Consider the following 18,950-nt stretch of genomic DNA (forward strand, 5'->3'; position numbering starts at 1 on the left):
ACTACGGCTACTACGGCCTCGGCGGCGCCGGGGCTGCGACGCGCGCGGGGGCGGGCTGGGCGGGGGCGGGCTGGGCGGGGCACCGGGCCGGCCGGTGTGATCACACAGCATAGCCAGCACCGACCTCCGGGCCGTTCACACGTGAACAGAGAGGTTTCACGACTCGTCGTTGACATTGTTCACAGTCAGTGGTGTGATTTCTCCTGTCACCGCCGCACCGGGCGGCACACCGGAAGACCAGGAGAGCCTCATGTCCACCACCCGTCGCACCGCCGCCCTGCTGCTCGGCGCCGCGCTCGTCACCCTGACCGCGACCGCCTGCGACGCCGGCGGCGGCGGCTCCGTCTCCACCGAGGCCAAGCAGACCGCCGCCGCGACGCCGGCCGCCGAGGGCGGCTCCGCCCCGGCCAAGCCGGCCGACGGTCAGCCCGCCGCCGAGAGCAAGCCGGCCGAGGCCGCCAAGGCGCCCGACGCGGCCAAGGCCCCCGCCAAGATCGGCGACACGATCGGGCTCAAGGGCAGCCTGGACAAGGGCAACACCGCCGACGTCACCGCGGTGAAGGTGGTCGACCCTGCCGAGAGCGCCAACGCGTACCTCAAGGCCGAGGACGGCAAGCACTACGTGGCCGTGCAGTTCCAGATCAAGCCGACCGGCTCGAAGGCCTACAGCGAGGCGCCGTGGAGCAGCGCCAAGGTGGTCGACGCCCAGGGCCAGTCCTACGGCCCGACGCTCGCCGAGACCAAGGCCGGCCAGTCCTTCCAGACCCCGACCAACATCGCCGGCGGCGAGACGGGCAAGGGCTTCGTCGTCTTCGAGGTCCCGAACGGCACCAAGCTGGACAAGGTCCAGTTCTCCCTCGACAACGGCTTCGCCCAGCAGGTCGGCCAGTGGAAGATCGGCTGACGGCCCTGTGCACAGCCCCGCGGCGGCATCGGTCCGGGCCCGGCGGGAACGGCGCGAACGCGAACGGCGCGAACGCGAACGGCGGCCCCGGGCGTCACCGCCCGAGACCGCCGCCCACCGGGGATCCCCGGCTACTGCTTCTTCGCCCCCGCCAGGTCGTCGAACATCGCCGACAGGAACTCCCGGCACCACGCCAGCAGCTCCCGCCCGACCAGCGGCTTGCCGCCGATCCGGCCCGTGGCCGGCCGCGGCACCAGCAGCAGCCGGGTGGACGCCTTCACCTGGCTCCGCGGGTAGAGCCGGTTCAGCCGCAGCTGCTGCGACTCCCTCAGCTCCACCGGACCGAACCGCACGTTGGAGCCCTGCAACGTGATGTCCGAGATCCCGCAACGCCGGGCGTACAGCCGCAGCGCCGCCACCATCAGCAGGTTCTCCACCGCGTCGGGCAGCTTGCCGTACCGGTCGACCAGCTCGTCCCGGACCTGCGTGATGTCCTCCTCCGAGTTGACCGCCGCGATCGAGCGGTACGCCTGGAGCCGCAGGCGCTCGCCGGGCGCGTAGTCGTGCGGCACGTGGGCGTCGACCGGAAGCTCGATCTTCACCTCCAGCGGCTCCTCCTCCGGCTCGCCGCCGTTGGTCAGCGACTCCCGGAACTCGGCCACCGCCTCGCCGACCATCCGCATGTAGAGGTCGAAGCCGACACCCGCGATGTGCCCGGACTGCTCACCGCCGAGCAGGTTGCCCGCCCCGCGGATCTCCAGGTCCTTCATCGCGACGTACATGCCCGCACCCATCTCGGTGTGCTGGGCGATGGTCGCCAACCGCTCGTGGGCGGTCTCGGTCAGCGGCTTCTCCGGCGGGTACAGCATGTACGCGTACCCGCGCTCCCGCCCACGGCCCACCCGGCCGCGCAGCTGGTGCAACTGGGAGAGGCCGAAGGTGTCGCCGCGCTCGACGATCAGGGTGTTGGCGTTGGAGATGTCGATGCCCGACTCCACGATCGTGGTCGACACCAGGACGTCGAACTCCTTCTCCCAGAAGTCGACGACCACCTTCTCCAGCTGGGTCTCCCCCATCTGCCCGTGCGCGGTGGCGACCCGCGCCTCGGGCACGAGGTCCTTCAGCCGGGCCGCCGCCTTGTCGATCGACTCCACCCGGTTGTGGATGTAGAACACCTGGCCCTCGCGCAGGAGTTCACGCCGGATGGCGGCCGAGATCTGCTTCTCGTCGTACGGGCCGACGAACGTCAGCACCGGGTGCCGTTCCTCCGGCGGGGTGGTGATGGTGGACATCTCGCGGATCCCGGTGACGGCCATCTCCAGGGTTCGCGGGATCGGGGTGGCGGACATCGTCAGCACGTCCACGTTGGCCCGCAGCTTCTTCAGCTGCTCCTTGTGCTCGACGCCGAACCGCTGCTCCTCGTCGACGATGACCAGTCCGAGGTCCTTGAAGCGGGTCTCCGAGGAGAACAGCCGGTGGGTCCCGATGACCACGTCCACCGACCCCTCGAACAGGCCCTCCAGCACGGCCTTCGCCTCGGAGTCGCTCTGGAAGCGGGACAGCGCCTTCACCGTGACCGGGAAGTTGGCGTACCGCTCCGCGAAGGTCGAGAAGTGCTGCTGCACCAGCAGCGTGGTCGGCACCAGCACCGCCACCTGCTTGCCGTCCTGTACCGCCTTGAAGGCGGCCCGCACCGCGATCTCCGTCTTGCCGTAGCCGACGTCGCCGCAGATCAGCCGGTCCATCGGGACGGACTTCTCCATGTCCGCCTTGACCTCGGCGATGGTGGTCAGCTGGTCGGGCGTCTCCGCGTACGGGAAGGCGTCCTCCAGTTCGCGCTGCCAGGGGGTGTCCGGCCCGAAGGTGTGGCCGGGCGCGGCCATCCGGGCCGAGTACAGCTTGATCAGGTCCGCGGCGATCTCCTTGACCGCCTTCTTGGCCCGCTGCTTGGTCTTCGCCCAGTCCGCGCCGCCGAGCCGGTGCAGCGTCGGGGCCTCGCCGCCGACGTACTTGGTGACCTGGTCCAGCTGGTCGGTGGGCACGAAGAGCCGGTCGCCGGGGTGGCCCCGCTTGGCCGGCGCGTACTCCAGCACCAGGTACTCGCGGGTCGCGCCCTGCACGGTGCGCTGCACCATCTCGACGTACCGGCCGACGCCGTGCGCCTCGTGGACGACGTAGTCGCCGGCGGCCAGCGCCAGCGGGTCGATCGCGTTCCGGCGCCGGGACGGCATCCGCCGCATGTCCTTGGTCGAGGACTTCTGGCCGGACAGGTCGGTCTCGGTGATCACGGTCAGCTTGAGCGTCTCGTCGACGAAACCGTGCTCGATCGAGCCGCAGGCGACGTAGACCACGTCCCGGGTCGGCGCCTCCGCGAGGTCGGCGACCAGCCGGGCCGGGATGCCCTCGTTGCCGAGCACCTCGGCGAGGCGGCTCGCCGGTCCGTGCCCCTCCGTCACCATGACGACCCGCCAGTCGGCGGCCAGCCGCTCCTTGGCGTCGGCGATCGCCCGGGCGGTGTCGCCCCGGTACGCCTCGACCGCGTGCATGCCCAGCGTCAGGGTGTTGGCGTCGAACTCCAGCACCTCGTGCACCGAGGACTCGCTGGTGGCGAACGGGCTGACCGACCACCAGGGCAGCCCGATCTCGGCGGCGTGCTCGCGCACCTCGGCGAGTGAGCGCAGCGAGGCGGCCGAGACGTCGATCGCCTCCAGGTCGATCGGCCGGTCCCCGCCGGCCGCGGCCGCCACCCAGGAGGCGTGCAGGAACTCCTGGCTGGTCGCCACCAGGTCGGCGGCCCGGGTGCGGACCCGCTCCGGGTCGCAGACCACCGCGACCGAGCCGAGCGGCAGCACGTCCAGCAGCAGCTCCATGTCGTCCACCAGGACGGGCGCCAGCGACTCCATGCCCTCGACCGCGATGCCCTCGGCGATCTTGTCCAGGATCTCGGCCAGCCCGGGGTGGTCGGCCGCCAGCGCGGCGGCCCGGGCCCGGACCTCGTCGGTCAGCAGCAGCTCCCGGCAGGGCGGCGCCCAGAGGCCGTGCTCGGCGATCTCCAGCGACCGCTGGTCGGCCACCTTGAAGTAGCGGACCTCCTCGACGTCGTCGCCCCAGAACTCCACCCGCAGCGGGTGCTCCTCGGTCGGCGGGAAGACGTCCAGGATGCCGCCGCGCACCGCGAACTCGCCGCGCTTCTCGACCAGTTCGACCCGGGAGTAGGCGGCGCCGGCGAGCTTGCGGGCCACCTCCTCCAGGTCGTGCGACTCGCCCCGCAGGACGGCCACCGGCTCCAGTTCGGCCAGCCCCTTCACCTGGGGCTGGAGCACCGAACGGACCGGCGCCACGATCACCTGCACCGGACCGGCCGCCGGGTCGTCCGCGCGGGGGTGCACGATCCGGCGGAGCACCGCCAGCCGGCGGCCCACGGTGTCCGAACGGGGCGAGAGCCGCTCGTGCGGCAGTGTCTCCCAGGCGGGGTACTCGGCGACCGCGTCCGGCGGCAGCAGCGAACGCAGCGAGGCGGCGAGGTCCTCGGCCTCCCGGCCGGTGGCGGTGACGGCCAGCACCGGGCGGCCCCGCTCCCCCGCGGCCTGCCCGGCGAGCGCGCGGGCCAGCGCGGCGATCGCGAACGGCCGGGCGGCGGGCGGCCCGACCAGGTCGAGGTGGCGGCGGCCTCCGGCCGCGGTGCCGGTGGCGGTCGCGGCCTCGATCGCCTCGGCGAGCGCCGCGTCCCGCGCGACGACATCGAGCAGTCCGGTCAGGCTCATCTGGAGTCTCTTCTTCGTCCCGTGGCTGGTGCTGCCCCGGGGCCTCGAAGGCCCGCCCGGGCAACGCGAACGGCCCGGCGCGCCGAGCGGCCGGGGGTCTCCAGACTACGCCGCGAGGCAGACGCGCACGCGGCGCACGGCCGGGGGTCGCGACCGGCCCTCACCGGACGCCGTCCCGACGGCGTTCGGACGGCCTCCCGACGGCGTTCGGACGGAGCCGGGGGCGTCGACGGGGGCGTCGACGGTCCGGATCCGGAACGGGGGCCGCCCGACGGCCGGGCGCGGACGAACCACCGGCCGCACGCTGCCGCTCCGGCTGTTTCGCCGCATTGTTCCCTCGCCGTCGCGATCTGCCACGAACTGGACATACTCCTGTCACTGCCCGTCCATGGAGATCGCGCACCATGGTGAATGTGCCCGCCGCACCCAACCGTGGGGGATGGCTGCGGAAGGCACGGTCGCACACCCGATGGGGGTCGGGAGTGCGAGGCCGGGCGACCCTGGGTGGGGGCGCCCGCCCAAGCGCCGGGAACCGTGGCGCCCTTTCCTGGAGGGCGCCACGGGTCTCGGCCTCCAGTGTTTCGGGGGTCCGCAGGCCGCGACCGTCTGCGAGTCCGCTCCCCGGCTCCGCTCCCCGTGGCCGCTCCCCGCGTCCTCTCCCCGGAACCGTTCACCAGCCGCTTCCGGGCCGTTGCGAGCGACGTGCGGCGCCTCCTCCCGGCGGGACCGCTCCGCGATCCGCCCCGGAGGGCCACCTTCCGCACCTCCCGGCGCGATGCCGGGAAAACCCACGCGGTCCGGCGCCGCTCCCTACCCTGTGGTGAAGACCGTGTGGGGACGCCCGGAGGGGCCCAGGGGCGTCGCGATGGAGGGGGTTCTTCGTCATGCGCGTTGTCATCGCAGGCCAGGGCTACGTGGGACTGCCACTGGCGGTCCGCGCCGCCGAGGTCGGGCACCGGGTGGTCGGCTACGACGTGGACGAGCGCCGGATCAAGCGGCTGGCCGTCGGCGAGTCGTACGTCGAGGACATCCCCGCCGAGCGGCTGCGGCCGCTGCTGGAGAACGGAAGCTACCTGCCCTCCGCCGATCCGTCCGACGTGGCGGGCTTCGACATCGCGGTGATCACCGTGCCGACACCGCTGCGCGACGGCGCGCCCGACCTCTCCTACATCGAGGCCTCGGCCGCCCTGCTCGCCCAGCACCTGAAGCCGGGGGCGACCGTCGTCCTGGAGTCGACCACCTACCCGGGCACCACCGAGGAACTGCTCGCGCCGCTGCTGGAGGAGGGCTCCGGGCTGACCGCGGGCCGGGACTTCCACCTCGGCTACAGCCCCGAGCGGATCGACCCGGGCAACCCGACCTGGCGGCTGGAGAACACCCCGAAGGTGGTCTCCGGGATCGACCCGGCGGCGCTGGCCGCGGTCGAGGGCTTCTACGGCGAGCTGGTCGACCGGACGGTGCCGGTCTCCTCCTGCAAGGAGGCCGAACTGACCAAGCTGCTGGAGAACACCTTCCGGCACGTGAACATCGCGCTCGTCAACGAGCTCGCGATGTTCGCGCACGACCTCGGGATCGACGTCTGGGAGGCCATCGACGCGGCCTCCACCAAGCCGTTCGGCTACCTGCGCTTCACTCCCGGGCCCGGCGTGGGCGGACACTGCCTGCCGATCGACCCGTCCTACCTGTCCTGGCGGGTGGAACGGGCGCTCGGCCAGTCGTTCCGGTTCGTCGAGCTGGCCAACGACGTCAACAGCCACATGCCCGACTACGTGGTCCGGCGGCTCGCCGAGGCACTCAACGAGCGGCAGCGTTCCGTCAAGGGCTCCCGGGTGCTGCTGCTCGGGCTCGCCTACAAGAAGAACACCGGCGACGCCCGGGAGACCCCGGCCGCCAGGGTCGCCGAGCTGCTGGTCCGGATGGGCGCCGAGGTCCGGGCCGCCGACCCCCACGTGGTGGTCGGGGTGCACGTGCCCGAGCCGGTGATCCCCGGCCAGCGCGCGGCCGAGCACGACCGGCACGGCGACCCGTTCGCCGCCGTCCACCGGGTGGAGGCGAGCCCGGAGGAGCTGGCGGCGGCGGACGCGGTGGTCCTGCTCGCCGACCACGACGAGTTCGACTACGAGGCGGTCGCCACGCACGCCCGGTACGTCCTGGACTGCCGGCGCCGGCTGACCGGCGCCACGGTCGAGGTGCTCTGACTCCGACCCGTCGCGGCGGGCACCGCCCTGCGCACGGTCGTCCGCGGCTCGGCGGGGAGCCCCGATCGCGTACGGGCCGACGGACCGCAGGCCCCGGTGCCCGGTGGGGCGCTCGGGGCCTGCGGTCCGTCGGGGCCGGGGCGGGGCCGGAGCCGAAGCCGGGGCCGGGGCCCCGGGGAAGCCTCCCCCGACCGGTGTCGCACCAGAGTCAGCGGCGACGGTAGGAGACGGTGTTGGGCGTGGCGTAGCCGCTGCCGTCGTCGACGATCACGATCTTGGGGATGATCCGCGTCTCGTCCTCGACCGGCTGCCCGGCGCCCGCCACCGCGTCCTCGACCGCCGACGCCTCCGGGGGCGAGGCCGGCCGGGGAGGCACCGGACCGGTGGCCACCGGCGCGTCCACCGGTCCCGGGGTGACCCGGAGCACCGCCGTCGCCTCACCGACGGCCGGTGCCGTGACGGGGACGGGCTCGGGGACGGGCTCGGTCGACGCCGCCGGGACCACCGGGGCGTCGTCCTTGCGCAGGTTGGCGACCGGCAGCGGGATCTCCCCGGTGTCCGCGTCCGGGTCCACCACCGGGGCGTCCGCGGGGACGTCCGCGGGGGCGTCCGCCAGGACGACGGCCGCGCCGTCGGCCGGAGCGCCGAAGCGGCCGTCGTCGGCACCGCCGTCCGCCCGGACGCCCGCGGCCAGGGCCGCACCCGCCAGGGACCTGGCCCCGGGCTCGATCGCCCCGACCGCCGCGCCGGTGAGCGAGGCCAGGGTCCCCTTGATGTGGTCGAGGTGCTGCTGCACCGTCTCCAGCCTGGTCGCGAACTCGCGCTGCTCGCGCTCGCTCGCCGCGTTGATCCGCTCGGCCTCGCGCCGGGCCTGCTCGATCAGCTGGTCCGCCCGGGCCTGGGCCTCGGCGTCGGCCTGCTTGATCTGGCCGAGCACGGTCTCCCGGTGCTGCTCGGCCTCCTTGAGCCGCCGCTCGGCGGTGGCAGAGACGGCCGCGTCCTCGGTGTCGGCCTTGGCCTGGGCCTCGGCGAACGTCTCGTCGGCCTTGCGGCGCAGCTCGGCCAGCTTGGCCTCGGCCCGCTCGGAGGCCTCCGCCGCCGCGACCCGGACCTTGGCCGCATGGGCGGTGGCGGAGTCGCGGACGGACCGGACCTCGCGGTCGGTGTCGGCCCGGATCGCCTCGGCCTCGGCCCGGGTGCGCTCGTCGGTGCGCCGGGCGGCCCCGTCGGCGTCGGTCCGGGTGGTGGTGGCGTACTCCTTGGCGGCGCGGTCGAGCGCCTGGCCGGCCTCGTAGACCTCGTCGCGGAGGTCCTCGGCGTGGCGCTCGGCCTTCTCGCGGACGGCCAGGGCCTCGTTCTCGGCGGTCCTGGCCAGACCGGCGGCCTGGTCGCTGAGCACCTGGTAGTCCGGCTCCGGGGCGTCGGCGGCGGCCTGCTGGATCTCGGCCAGGCGGCGTTCCATCTCCCGGATCCCGGCCCCGAGCACGCTCAGCCGTTCCCACGACTCGTCTCGCCGGGCGGTGAGTGCGGTCAGGGCGCGGTCGACCTGCTCGGGCGCGTAACCGCGCCGGGCAACGGTGAAGCCGTACTGGGGGACGGCGTCGCTCATGGGCTCTTCCCCTCGTGTCGCGGGCTGCGGAGCCCATGATCGGACGGATCGGCCTGTTCCGGAACCGGGTCGGGAGATCCGGTCAGGAATCAGGCATCGAACGGATCGAAACGTACCGAGGGTGGCCGGTTGCGACCATCCTCTTGACCTATTTTGCGCAGATCGTGGCGAAACCCCAACGAAGCAGAGCCGCACCAGCACGCCGAAGGGGTCGCTCCGAACACCGGAACGACCCCTCCATCTGCACGGATCCGCGACGGCCCGCTAGAGCAGGCCGTCCCAGAACTGCTCCAGCAGCACGGCCCACCAGGTGTCCGCGGACTGGAGCGCAGCCGGGTCGATCGCGGCGAGCTGAGCCTGGAAGTCGGTGGTCCAGCGACCGGCCTGATCCGGGGTCAGCCCGTACCGCAGCCGCCACATCCGGCCCAGCAGGGCCATCGAGCGGACGAACTCCGGTACACCCGTGTTGACGAATCGGGGCGGCTCCCCGGTTCCTTCGAGATCCACCGCGACCACGTGCGCTGTGCCGTATTGCACACAGAGCTGGCGGCCGTAGTCGTTGCCGAGCACCAGGTAGCCGCCGAAGTCGGGGCCGCCCGGCAGGCCGCGTTCGGCGGCCAGCTCGGAGAGCGTCGGGATCGGGCGGCCCTCCTGGGCCTGCGCCCAGAAGAACGGACCGAACTCTCGCGGCAGGCCCGCCCACATCAGGGTCTGCGCCACCGGCTCGGGGACGCCCTGGCGGGCCACCGCGCGCTGCTCGAAGTGGAACACGTTCGGACCGAAGGCCTGGCCGAGTTCCTGTCCGAGCTGCTGCGGCGGGAGCGGCGGCAGCACCGGGACGGTGCCCGGGGCGGGCAGCGGCACCCGGAACGGCCGGACCCGCTGCGGACCGGAGGCCAGCTGGTGCAGCTCGTCCAGGTGGTCCAGCAGCTGGGCCATCCCGGCCTGCCGGGAGTGGTGGTCACGGCCGTAGTCGGCGGTGTGGGTGAGCCGGACGTTCGGCCAGGAGGCCGCGATCATCCGGTTGCAGTACCCGCCGGGCAGGTCGCACGCCTCCAGCTCGGTGTAGAGCTCCAGCACCTGCTCCGGCGGCACGTTCAGCCGGCGGAGGTCCTGGAGGATCTTCCACTCGGGGTGCGGGGTGCCGGGCTCGCTGCGGTGCAGCAGCTTCTGCTCCGAGCCGTCCGGCCCCCGGTAGCTGAGCGCGGCGAAGTAGCCGGGGCCGACCGCCGGCACCCCGGGCGGCACCGGGGCCCCCGGCGGCGGTCCGGGCACCGCGGCGGGCGGGACGGGAGCCGGCGGCACCGGCGGCCCGGCCGGGGCCGGTGCGGGCGCCTGCGCGGCGGGGGCGGGCGCGCCGGGGTAGCCGTACCCGGCTCCGGCCGGGCCACCCGGACCGGGCGGCGGCGGGACGGCGGGGCCGCCGGACGGCGGGGTTCCCGGGTCGGCGGGGAGCCCGCCGAGCAGTGCGGGGTCGATCGCGCCCGCCAGCTGAGTGCGCTCGTACGCCACGCCGCCGGCCGGCTGGGCGGGGGCGCCGGGCGGCCCGGCCGGGGCGTCGCCGCCGCGCAGGGCCCCCGGGGGCGGGGGCGGCGGGGTACTGCCCGCACCTCGGCCGCCGGGGCCGGCTCCGGGGCCGGACGCGGCCGGGCCGGAACCGCCGCGGAGCCCCGCGGGCGGGGGCGGCGGCGGGGCCGACGCCGGGTTGCGGCCGACGGCGCCGGGGGCGGGAGCGCCGGGCGCAGGGGCACCGGGTGCGCCGGAAGCGCCCGGGCCGCCGCGCAGCCCCACGGGCGGGGGCGGCGGCGGGGCCGAGGCCGGGTTGCGGCCGCGGGCGCCCTGCGGCCCGTCGGCGGCGGGGCCGACGGGCGGCGGTACGGGAGCGCCGGGCCCGGGCGCACCCGGCAGACCGGCCAGACCCGGGACACCGTCGGGCGAGGCCAGCATCGTCGGGGCGTGCTCGACGGTGGGGCCGGCCCCCGGAGCGGAGTACGGAGGCACCGGGGCACCGGGGGCGCCCGGCGCGGGCGCACCCGGCAGACCGGCCAGACCGGGGAGGCCCCCGGGCGGGGCGAGCACCGTCGGCGCCGGCTCCGCGGCCGGACCGGACGGCGGCACCACCACCTGCAGGCCGCCCTCGGGCAGCAGCACGGTGGCCGCCTCCGAACCGGCGCTGGGCGCGCCGGGCAGGCCCGCGCCGTTGGTGCGCAGCCCCTCGGGCAGCAGCACGGTGGCCGCCTCGGCCCCCGCGGCGGACACCGGCGCGTCGGCCGGGTCGTCGAACACGGGCGGCGGGGCGAGCATGGTCGGGGCGTCCCCGGCGGGCCGCTCGGAGACCGGCGGCGTGGTCAGGACGGCGGGCGCCGGCCCGTGCTCGGCGCCCACCGGAGCCGACGGCACGGGCAGCACCGGCGGCACGACGGGCACGACGGGCTCGGCGGGCAGCACCGGCGGCACGACGGGCTCGGCGGGCGCGGCGGGCGGCACCGGCTCGGCGGGCGTACCCAGCCGCTCCGCCTCGGCGACGAGCGCCGCCGCACCGGCCTCCTGCAGCCACTGCGGCGGGCTGAGCAGGAAGGACGTCGCCTCGACCGGCCCCGGCGTCGGCCGGGCCGCCCCGGCCGGGTTGGCCGCGACCGGCCGGCCGTAGGCCTCCTCGTACTGCCGGACCACCTCGTTGACCGGCAGCGCGGGCCAGAGCGTGCTGGCGCCGGAGTCCCGGGCGATCACCAGCCGTGCCTCGCCCTCGGATCCGGTCGCACCGGCCCCGGACCGGCCCGCGGAGTCCGCGCCCCCGCCGGGCTGGACCGCCCAGCAGACGAAGCCCAGGTCGAACTCCCGGACCCGCACCTCGCGCTGCCGCTCCTGCGGCACCCCGCCGTTGATCCACTCCTCGGCGAGCTCCTGCGCCTGCGCGTACGTCACCACGCCCGGTTCACCCCTGTCCCCTTCGTCCCCGCTTGTTCCGCACCTTCGACCACCGGTACCGGGGCCGGCCCCGGCCGCGCCACCGCCGCCACGTCAGCCCACCGGGACGGCGCGCGCGAACCCGCCGTCCACCATGAGCTCGGCGACCGTCTCCAGCTCCGGCGGGCTCCCGGCCAGCCGGAGCAGGAAGGCGTCGAAGTCTTCGCCGCAGGGCAGCAGCAGCCGGCCGGCCCGGTCCTCCGGCGACTCGGCGGCGCCGTTGTCGCGGGCGTCGTCGTAGAGGCAGAACCAGACCGAGCCGGTCCGCTCGCCGCGCACCTTGAGCGCCACGATGCCACCCTGCGCGTAGGCGATGCCCAGGTAGTCCTTGGTGAGGTGGTCACGCAGGCACTTGTTGGCGTAGACGACGTCCTCGGTGCCGTACTCCTCGCTGAGCGTCAGGAACGGCTGGTCGAGCAGCAGCCCCAGCTCCGGGTCGAGCGCCACCCCGACCGGGGCGTGGCCGCCGCCGAGCTTGAGGAAGGTCCGGTAGGCGCCGGGCAGCCGGTAGCCGAGGCGCTCCTCGGCGCGCTGCACCAGGTCCTCGGTGACGCCGATCGGGTCGCCGCCGTCCTTGGCGAGCGAGAAGTGCACCGGCCGCTTCTCCTGGAGCGGCCGGGTGCCGCGCCGGAAGTGGTCGGCGGAGGAGGTGGCCAGGCCGCCGTGGTGCCGCAGCAGGGCCTTGACCTCGACCGGGACCAGTTCCATCCGGCGCCAGCCGGGGGCCGCCCGGCCGACCGCGTGGTGCCAGGTCCAGCCGGGCGGAGTGGCGACGGCGGTCTCCAGGTCGGCCCAGAGCGGGTGGCCCTGGGTGAACAGCGCGGCGTTGGCCGACACGTAGTCGGTCAGCCTCAGCTCGTCGACGCCGAAGCCGACGGGCGGGTCGGCGACCTCGGCCGCCGCGGCGGCGTACGGGCCGAAGTCCGGGTAGCCGTACTCGTCCACCTGGACCCCGGCGGGGTGCCGCTCCGCGCGGACCGGGTCCGGGAACTGCACCACCTGACCTGCGTACGCCGCGTTCGGTGCGGCGGCGACGCCGGGCCGACCTGTCGTCATCTGGGAGCCCCCACTGGCTGCTGCAAATTCTCGGTGCGCTTGTTGGACACCAGGGTAGGGGGTGCGTCCCGGCCGCGGTCCCCCGCCCGGGGAGACCGGGACGGGACCAGGACAGGACGGGGGCCGGACCGGGTTCAGGCCGCCAGTGCCTCGGCCAGCGCCTCCACCACGCGTTCCTGCTGCGCCTCCCCGATCTGCGGGTAGAGCGGCAGCGTCAGCAGTTCACGCGCGGCCCGCTCGGCGACCGGGAACGCCCCCTCGCCGTGGCCGAGGTGCCGGAACGCGGGCTGGAGGTGGACCGGGACGGGGTAGTGGACGCCGGCGCCGATGCCGGCCGCGTTCAGGGCGCCGAGCAGCGCGTCACGGTCCCGGCCGGCGCCGACCCGCACCGCGTACAGGTGCCAGACGTGCTCGTTGCCGGGGGCGGTACGCGGCGGGGTGATCCCGTCCAGGCCGGCCAGCAGCCGGTCGTACCGCTCGGCTGCGGCCCGGCGGGCCTCGTTCCAGGCGGGCAGCCGGCGCAGTTTGGCCCGGAGCACGACGGCCTGCAGCGCGTCCATCCGGGAGTTGAAGCCGAAGCGCTCGTGCACGTACTTGCGCGCGGAGCCGTGGTCGCCGATCAGCCGGACCGCGGCGGCCAGTCCGTCGTCATCGGTGACGACGCCGCCCGCGTCGCCGTACGCGCCCAGGTTCTTGCCGGGGTAGAAGCTGGTCGCGGAGATCCGGCCGTGGAACGCCCGGCCGTGCTGCCGGGCGCCCTGGGACTGCGCGGCGTCCTCCACGACCGGCCGGTCTCCGGCCAGGTCGAGCAGCGGCGCCATCGGGGCGAGCTGGCCGTTGAGGTGGACGGGCAGCAGCGCGACCGCGTCCGGCAGGACGTCGGCGACCCTCGCCGGGTCGATCAGCAGGTGGTCGGGGTCGGCGTCGACCAGGACCGGGCGCAGTCCGGCCCGCTGGACGGCCTCGGCGGTGGCCACGAACGTGTTGGCGGGCAGCACCACACCGCCGCCGGGCGGGAGGTCGAGGGCGCGCAGGGCCAGTTCGAGGGCGTCGGTGCCGTTGGCGGCGCCGACGCAGTGCCGGGTACCGGAGAAGGCGGCGTACTCCTCCTCGAAGCCGGTCACCTCGGGGCCCTTGACGTAGCCGCCGCCGGCGAGCACCCGGTCGAAGCCGGCCCGGACCTCGGCTTCGACCTCGGCGTGCGCGGCCCTGAGGTCGACGAGCGGTACGGGCTGGTCGGTGGTCATCGTGGTCTCCCCTGGGCCGGTCGGACATGGGAACGGTCGGAACGCGGGAACGGGCCTGGACACGGGAACGGGCCTGGCCGGAGCGGGCGGCGTCGGGAGGGCGCCGTCGGGCGGGCGCCGTCGGGCGGGCGCCGTGGAACCGGCCCGGTGGAACGGCGGGCGGGCGTCCGGGCCCGCGAGCCGCTCGCCCGGCCCGCTCAGCCGAGCGCGGTCCGCAGGGCCCCGACCACCCGGTCCTGCTGCTCCTCGGTCAGCGCGTGGTAGAGCGGCAGGATCAGCGAGCGCCGGGTGAGCAGTTCGGTGGCGGGCAGCGGCACCCGGGCGGTGCCCTCGTACGGGGCCTCCAGGTGGGCCGCCATGATGCCGCGCCGGGCGGAGACGCCGGCCTCGGCGAGCCGGGCGAGCAGCTCGGCACGGTCGGGGGCGCCGTCCGGCGGCAGCACCCAGCAGGACTGGTAGTTGGTGGTGCCGTGCGGCGGGTCGTCGACCAGCCGGAGTCCGGTCCCGGCCAGCAGCTCCCGGTAGCGCCCGGCGAGTTCGCGCCGCCGCGCGACCATGGCCGGCAGCTTGCGCAGCTGCACCAGGCCGACGGCGGCCTGGATGTCGGTCATCCGGTAGTTGAAGCCGATCTCGTCGTAGGTCTCCAGCAGGTTCGCCCCGCCGGCCGCCGCGTGCCGGTCGGCGGCGGAGACGCTCATCCCGTGCTCGCGCAGCCGCCGCAGCCGGGCGGCCAGTTCGCCGTCCCGGCAGGTGACCATGCCGCCCTCGCCGGTGGTGAGCAGCTTGCGCGGGTGGAACGAGTACGCGGCGATCGCGGCCGTGCTGCCGACGGGCCGGTCCCGGTACACCGAGCCGGCCCCGCAGGCGGCGTCCTCGACCACGGTGATGCCGCGCGGTCCGGCGACGGCCCGGACGGCGTCCAGGTCGACCGGGACGCCGCCCTGGTCGACCACGACCACCGCCCTGGTCCGCGGGGTGAGCAACGGTTCGACGGTGGCGGCGGTGAGGTTGCCGGTGGCCGGGTCGACGTCGGCGAAGACCGGCACCGCACCGACGTAGGTGACGGCGTTGGCGGTGGCGACGAAGGAGAGCGACGGAACGACCACCTCGTCCCCCGGCCCGACGCCGGCGCCGGTCAGCGCCAGGTGGAGGGCGGTGGTGCAGGACGAGACCGCGACGGCGTGCTCGACCCCGAGGTGCTCCGCGAAGGCCCGCTCGAACTCGGCGACCCGGGGGCCCTGGGCCACCCAGCCGGAGCGGACGGCCTCGGCGGCGGCCTCGGCCTCCTCCTCGCCGAGCCAGGGGATCATGACGGGGATGGTGGACACAGGTGTACTCCGAACTGCCGTGCGGTCACGGCGGGGAGGAGCCCGCAGGAGCGGTGGAGCGGCCCCGGCGGCGGGCCCCGGCGGGCGGCGGGCGGGCCGCGGCGAAGCGGCCCGGTGACGCGGCGGCCCGGTGGCTACTGCTCGCGCCACCAGGCGACCAGCCGGCGCAGGCCCTCGTCGAGGCCCAGCTCGGGCTTCCACCCGAGGTCGCGTTCGGCGGCGGCGATGTCCGCGAGCCGCCGGACCACGCCGCCGGCGGTGTCCCGCGCCGGGCCGTGCTCGACGCCCAGGTCGGTCCGGTCCATCGCGGCGAGCAGCGCGTCGGCGAGGCCGCGCAGCGAGACCTCACCGGCGCTGGCGATGTTGTAGACCCGGTCGGTGACGGGCGCGGCGGCGGCCAGCAGGTTGGCCCGGGCGATGTCCTCGGTGTAGACGAAGTCCATGGTCTGCGCGCCGTCACCGAAGATCAGCGGCTGCTGTCCGGCGACGATCCGCTCCATCCAGCGGATGAACACCTCGGTGTACCGGCCGTGCACGTCCATCCGGGGGCCGTACACGTTGAAGTAGCGCAGCGCCACGTAGTCCAGGCCGTACATGGCGTGGAAGGAACGGAGCAGGCCCTCGTTGAAGACCTTGGCGGCCCCGTACAGCGTGTCGTTGTTGTAGGGGTGCTGGGTCTCGGGCGTCGGGAAGACGTCGGCGAGGCCGTAGACGGAGGCGGTGGAGGAGGCGACCACCTTGCCGACGCCCACCTCGGCGGCGGCCTCGACCACGTCGAAGGTGCCGTCCACCATGACCTCCAGGGCCAGCCTGGGTTCGGTGGCGCACTGGGTGATCCGGATCGCGGCCAGGTGGAAGAGCAGGTCGGTGCCGGGGCGGAGCAGCTCGCGCAGCAGGGCGCGGTCGCGGATGTCGCCGTCCACCACCCGCAGCCGGCCGGGCGCGGCCGCCTCCCGGGCGTACGCGAGGTTGGCCTTCCGGCCGCGGACGAAGTTGTCGAGCACCACGACCTCGCGGGCACCCGCCTCGATCAGCTGGTCGACCACGGTGGAGCCGATGGTGCCGGCTCCACCGGTGACCAGGCAGCGGGAGCCCTCGATCTCTACAGCGTTCACCGCGTGGCGGCCCTTTCCTGAGCTTCGGACAGTACGTCGTCTTGGGGCAGTGCGCCGTCTTGGGGCAGTGCGCCGTCTTCGGGCAGTGCGCCGTCGAGGCCGGCGCCCACCGGCACGGTGGCACCGCCGAGTTCGAGACTGAGCGAGGCCGCCTCCAGCAGCTGGAGCACCCGCAGGCCGGACCGGCCGTCGGTGAGCGGGTCCCGGCCCTCGGTGATGGCGGCGGCGAACTCGGCCATCACGTTGCGCAGCGCCTCCTGCTCGACCAGCGCGGGGGCGACCATCGAGCCGACCCGGTAGGAGATCTGCGTCTGGTGCCGGATCGCGTCGGTCAGCTCGTCGGGCGGGGTGAGGTCGACGCCGCGGTCGTGCACCGCGAGTCGGGCCTGCGGGTTGAGGTCGTCCCAGACCAGGGTGCGCCGCGACCCGCCGATCAGCGTGGTGCGGACCTTGGTCGGCGAGAGCCAGTTGACGTGGCAGTGGGCGAGCGCGCCGTTGCTCAGCCGGACGGTCAGGTACGCGACGCAGGCCCGTCCGGCACCGATCGGGTCGGCGCCCTGGGCGGAGACGCCGACCGGTTCGACGCCCGGCGGCAGGACGAAGTCGAGGATGGACAGGTCGTGCGGGGCGAGGTCCCAGAGCACGTCGACGTCCGGCTGGACGAGCCCGAGGTTGATCCGCACCGAGTCGAAGAACTGGACGTCGCCGATCTCCCCGCCGTGCACGAGTTCGCGGATCCGGCGCACCACGGGGGTGTAGCAGAAGGTGTGGTCGCACATCAGCACCAGCCCGCGTTCCTCGGCGAGCGCCACCAGTTCGGCGGCCTCCGCGGCGGAGGTGGTGATGGGCTTCTCCACCAGGACGTGCTTGCCCGCCTCCAGCGCGGCCCGGACCAGCCGGTAGTGGGCGGCGGCCGGAGTGGCCACCGCCACCGCGGCGACCCGTTCGTCGGCCAGCACCTCCTCGAACGAGGCGGTGGACCGGACGGTGCTGTACTCGCCCAGCACCCGGCGGGACTTCGCCTCGTCCAGGTCGCAGAGCCAGTGCAGTCTCAGTGCCGGCGTCTGCTGTGCGTTGCGGACGAGGTTCGGTCCCCAGTAGCCGGCCCCGACCACCGCGATCCCGATCCGGTTCACCGGCACGGTCTCCGGCGGCGCGCCCGGTGTGGGCACGTGTTCGCCGGGCGCCTCGCTGGCGGATTCCGCCGTCATCGCAGGACCCCCCTTGCTCGGCGCCGCGACTCCCCCGCCCCGGCGCCCTCAACGATCATGGCAGGCAAAGGAGTTGCCAGTACCCCACGGGGTTCCCCACCGGCCGAACGACCCCTCGGCTCGCTGCTGGAACGCTACCGGCCGCCACCACCGCCCGGGGGTGGATTCGGGAAACCCGGGGACGAGTCGTGACGATGCCGTGCGGATCCGGCCAACGTCGCGTGTCCGTCCGCCCGGGCGCGGGGCCCTGCCGGAGGGTCGACGGGCCGGCCCGGCCCGGCGCCGCACCCCGGTTGTGCGGTTGTCAGTGCCATTTGACAGGCTTGCTCCGGGCCGGCCCCGCCAGCCCCACTGGTACCGACAGCACCGGGGAGCGAGAGGGAGGACGACGCCATGACCACCGGGGAACCGGCCGGCACGCCGCCGCTGCGCCATCACCGCGACAGCCTGCTGCCCGCCGTCGCCGCCGCCCTGTCGCTGAAGGGCGGCGAGGTGCACACCCTGGCGGGCGACAAGTCCGCCCGCCGGCCCGTGCTGCACCCGCTGGTCGGCGACTTCCTGGACGCGCTGCCGCCGGAGCACCGGGAGCGGTTCACCGGACGCTGCCCGGAGGCGGTCCTGCTGTCCCAGTACCTGGTGGCGGTGGACGGCAGGCGCTCCAAGCGCGCCTCCCGGAAGCCGATGAGCCTGCCCGAGGCCCGCAAGGCGCTCAAGGGCGCGCGGCTGACGACCGTACGGATCCGGGAGGAGCACGACCCGGCGCACGGTACCCACGCCCCGCCGTGCCGCTCCTGCTCGCCGCTGCTGGAGCACTTCACCGTGCAGAGCGTCGCCGTCGGCCCGGCCGCCGGCCGCTGACCGGCCACCGCCCGGTCCCCGACCGCGCACCCGCACCGTCCCCCGTCCCCGACCCGCCGGAGCCCGTCCTGAATCCGCCCAGTCCGCCCCCGCCCCCGCCCCCGCCGTCCACCCTCACCGGACCGCCCCCGCGGACGCGTCCGCGCTTCCCCGCCGACGTCGCCGCCGAGCTCAAGACGGCCGGCTGGCACCCCGGCCGCTGGCAGATCCGGCAGGCCGAGGAGTGGGCCGACGCCCTGGTCGGGTACGGCAGCCCGGCCGGCGTCCAGCACTCGGTGTTCCCGGCAGCGGTGGAGGCCTGGGCCGAGTTCGGCGGCCTCGCCTTCGACCTGGCCGGCCCCGGACGGCAGCTGGCCCGGACCCCGTTCCTGGTCGACCCCCTGTGCGGGCTGCACCAGCCGCGCACCCTGGCCGACCTCGGCCGCGCCCTGGACACCCGGCTCGCCCCGCTCGGCGAGGAGGCGTACGGACAGGCGCTGCTGGCGGTGGACGAGGAGGGCCGGGTCTACAGCCTGGACCACACCGGCGAGTGGTTCCTCGGTCACGGCGTCGACCAGGCGATCACCGCGCTGGTACTCGGCACCGCCCCCGAGCGGCTGCGCGCGCCCGACGAGCCGTAGACCGGGGCCGGTCCCGGCCGCCTCCCCGGGCTCGCCCCGGACCGCGCCCCACCGCGCCCGGCACCCGACCGCA

At 75.1% G+C, this 18,950-nt stretch carries 12 protein-coding genes; 4 read left to right on the top strand and 8 right to left on the bottom strand.

Translation table 11 applies throughout. The features are described 5' to 3' along the window. Window positions 1-250: 250 nt before the first annotated feature. Window positions 251-904 (top strand): DUF4352 domain-containing protein, encoded by a 654-nt coding sequence (locus ACFWIC_RS14585; protein WP_380518555.1) that lies wholly within the window; start codon window positions 251-253, stop codon window positions 902-904. A 131-nt stretch (window positions 905-1,035) separates the two neighbouring features. Here ACFWIC_RS14585 and mfd read toward each other — a convergent pair whose 3' ends face one another. Next, complete coding sequence (gene mfd / locus ACFWIC_RS14590; RefSeq protein WP_329947926.1) at window positions 1,036-4,668, bottom strand: transcription-repair coupling factor; 3,633 nt, start codon at window positions 4,666-4,668, stop codon at window positions 1,036-1,038. An 884-nt stretch (window positions 4,669-5,552) separates the two neighbouring features. Between mfd and ACFWIC_RS14595 the strand changes: the two genes are divergently transcribed. Next, window positions 5,553-6,866, top strand: a complete 1,314-nt coding sequence (locus ACFWIC_RS14595) for a nucleotide sugar dehydrogenase (RefSeq protein WP_329947927.1) — start codon at window positions 5,553-5,555, stop codon at window positions 6,864-6,866. 208 nt (window positions 6,867-7,074) lie between these two features. Here the strand turns inward: ACFWIC_RS14595 and ACFWIC_RS14600 are convergent, their stop codons facing one another. From ACFWIC_RS14600 to ACFWIC_RS14630, 7 genes are all read right to left on the bottom strand, one after another. Next, window positions 7,075-8,475: a hypothetical protein gene (locus ACFWIC_RS14600; protein WP_380518559.1), complete on the bottom strand. Its 1,401-nt coding sequence runs from the start codon at window positions 8,473-8,475 to the stop codon at window positions 7,075-7,077. Between the two features lie 264 nt (window positions 8,476-8,739). After that, window positions 8,740-11,403: an SUKH-4 family immunity protein gene (locus ACFWIC_RS14605; protein ID WP_380518561.1), complete on the bottom strand. Its 2,664-nt coding sequence runs from the start codon at window positions 11,401-11,403 to the stop codon at window positions 8,740-8,742. Window positions 11,404-11,496: 93 nt separating this feature from the next. Further along, window positions 11,497-12,498: an SMI1/KNR4 family protein gene (locus ACFWIC_RS14610; RefSeq protein WP_329880013.1), complete on the bottom strand. Its 1,002-nt coding sequence runs from the start codon at window positions 12,496-12,498 to the stop codon at window positions 11,497-11,499. 134 nt (window positions 12,499-12,632) lie between these two features. Further along, window positions 12,633-13,745 (bottom strand): DegT/DnrJ/EryC1/StrS family aminotransferase, encoded by a 1,113-nt coding sequence (locus ACFWIC_RS14615; protein WP_380518564.1) that lies wholly within the window; start codon window positions 13,743-13,745, stop codon window positions 12,633-12,635. 197 nt (window positions 13,746-13,942) lie between these two features. Next, a complete protein-coding gene (locus ACFWIC_RS14620; RefSeq protein WP_329947931.1) occupies window positions 13,943-15,055 on the bottom strand; it encodes a DegT/DnrJ/EryC1/StrS family aminotransferase in 1,113 nt (370 codons plus the stop codon). A gap of 152 nt (window positions 15,056-15,207) precedes the next feature. Then, window positions 15,208-16,188: an NAD-dependent epimerase/dehydratase family protein gene (locus tag ACFWIC_RS14625; RefSeq protein ID WP_329880016.1), complete on the bottom strand. Its 981-nt coding sequence runs from the start codon at window positions 16,186-16,188 to the stop codon at window positions 15,208-15,210. Next, window positions 16,185-17,399, bottom strand: a complete 1,215-nt coding sequence (locus ACFWIC_RS14630) for a Gfo/Idh/MocA family oxidoreductase (protein WP_329947932.1) — start codon at window positions 17,397-17,399, stop codon at window positions 16,185-16,187. Before ACFWIC_RS14630 ends, ACFWIC_RS14625 begins: the two co-directional genes overlap by 4 nt. A gap of 393 nt (window positions 17,400-17,792) precedes the next feature. On the opposite strand from ACFWIC_RS14630, the gene ACFWIC_RS14635 reads away from it, so the two are divergent. Together ACFWIC_RS14635 and ACFWIC_RS14640 are read left to right on the top strand one after the other, a co-directional pair. Further along, entirely contained in the window at window positions 17,793-18,257 is a 465-nt protein-coding gene (locus ACFWIC_RS14635) for a YwqJ-related putative deaminase (protein WP_380360714.1), read from the top strand. A gap of 68 nt (window positions 18,258-18,325) precedes the next feature. After that, window positions 18,326-18,877, top strand: a complete 552-nt coding sequence (locus ACFWIC_RS14640) for an SUKH-3 domain-containing protein (protein ID WP_380360729.1) — start codon at window positions 18,326-18,328, stop codon at window positions 18,875-18,877. The last annotated feature ends 73 nt before the right edge of the window (window positions 18,878-18,950 follow it).

Source organism: Kitasatospora sp. NPDC127035, assembly GCF_042726075.1.
Taxonomy (GTDB): Bacteria; Actinomycetota; Actinomycetes; order Streptomycetales; family Streptomycetaceae; genus Kitasatospora.

Bases quoted from the DNA above. Each gene is read 5' to 3' on its own strand.
- ACFWIC_RS14635 (WP_380360714.1), top strand. From the start codon at position 17,793: ATGACCACCGGGGAACCGGCCGGCACGCCGCCGCTGCGCCATCACCGC.
- ACFWIC_RS14615 (WP_380518564.1), bottom strand. From the start codon at position 13,745: ATGACCACCGACCAGCCCGTACCGCTCGTCGACCTCAGGGCCGCGCAC.
- ACFWIC_RS14630 (WP_329947932.1), bottom strand. From the start codon at position 17,399: ATGACGGCGGAATCCGCCAGCGAGGCGCCCGGCGAACACGTGCCCACA.
- ACFWIC_RS14600 (WP_380518559.1), bottom strand. From the start codon at position 8,475: ATGAGCGACGCCGTCCCCCAGTACGGCTTCACCGTTGCCCGGCGCGGT.
- ACFWIC_RS14620 (WP_329947931.1), bottom strand. From the start codon at position 15,055: ATGATCCCCTGGCTCGGCGAGGAGGAGGCCGAGGCCGCCGCCGAGGCC.
- ACFWIC_RS14595 (WP_329947927.1), top strand. From the start codon at position 5,553: ATGCGCGTTGTCATCGCAGGCCAGGGCTACGTGGGACTGCCACTGGCG.
- ACFWIC_RS14585 (WP_380518555.1), top strand. From the start codon at position 251: ATGTCCACCACCCGTCGCACCGCCGCCCTGCTGCTCGGCGCCGCGCTC.
- ACFWIC_RS14610 (WP_329880013.1), bottom strand. From the start codon at position 12,498: ATGACGACAGGTCGGCCCGGCGTCGCCGCCGCACCGAACGCGGCGTAC.
- mfd (WP_329947926.1), bottom strand. From the start codon at position 4,668: ATGAGCCTGACCGGACTGCTCGATGTCGTCGCGCGGGACGCGGCGCTC.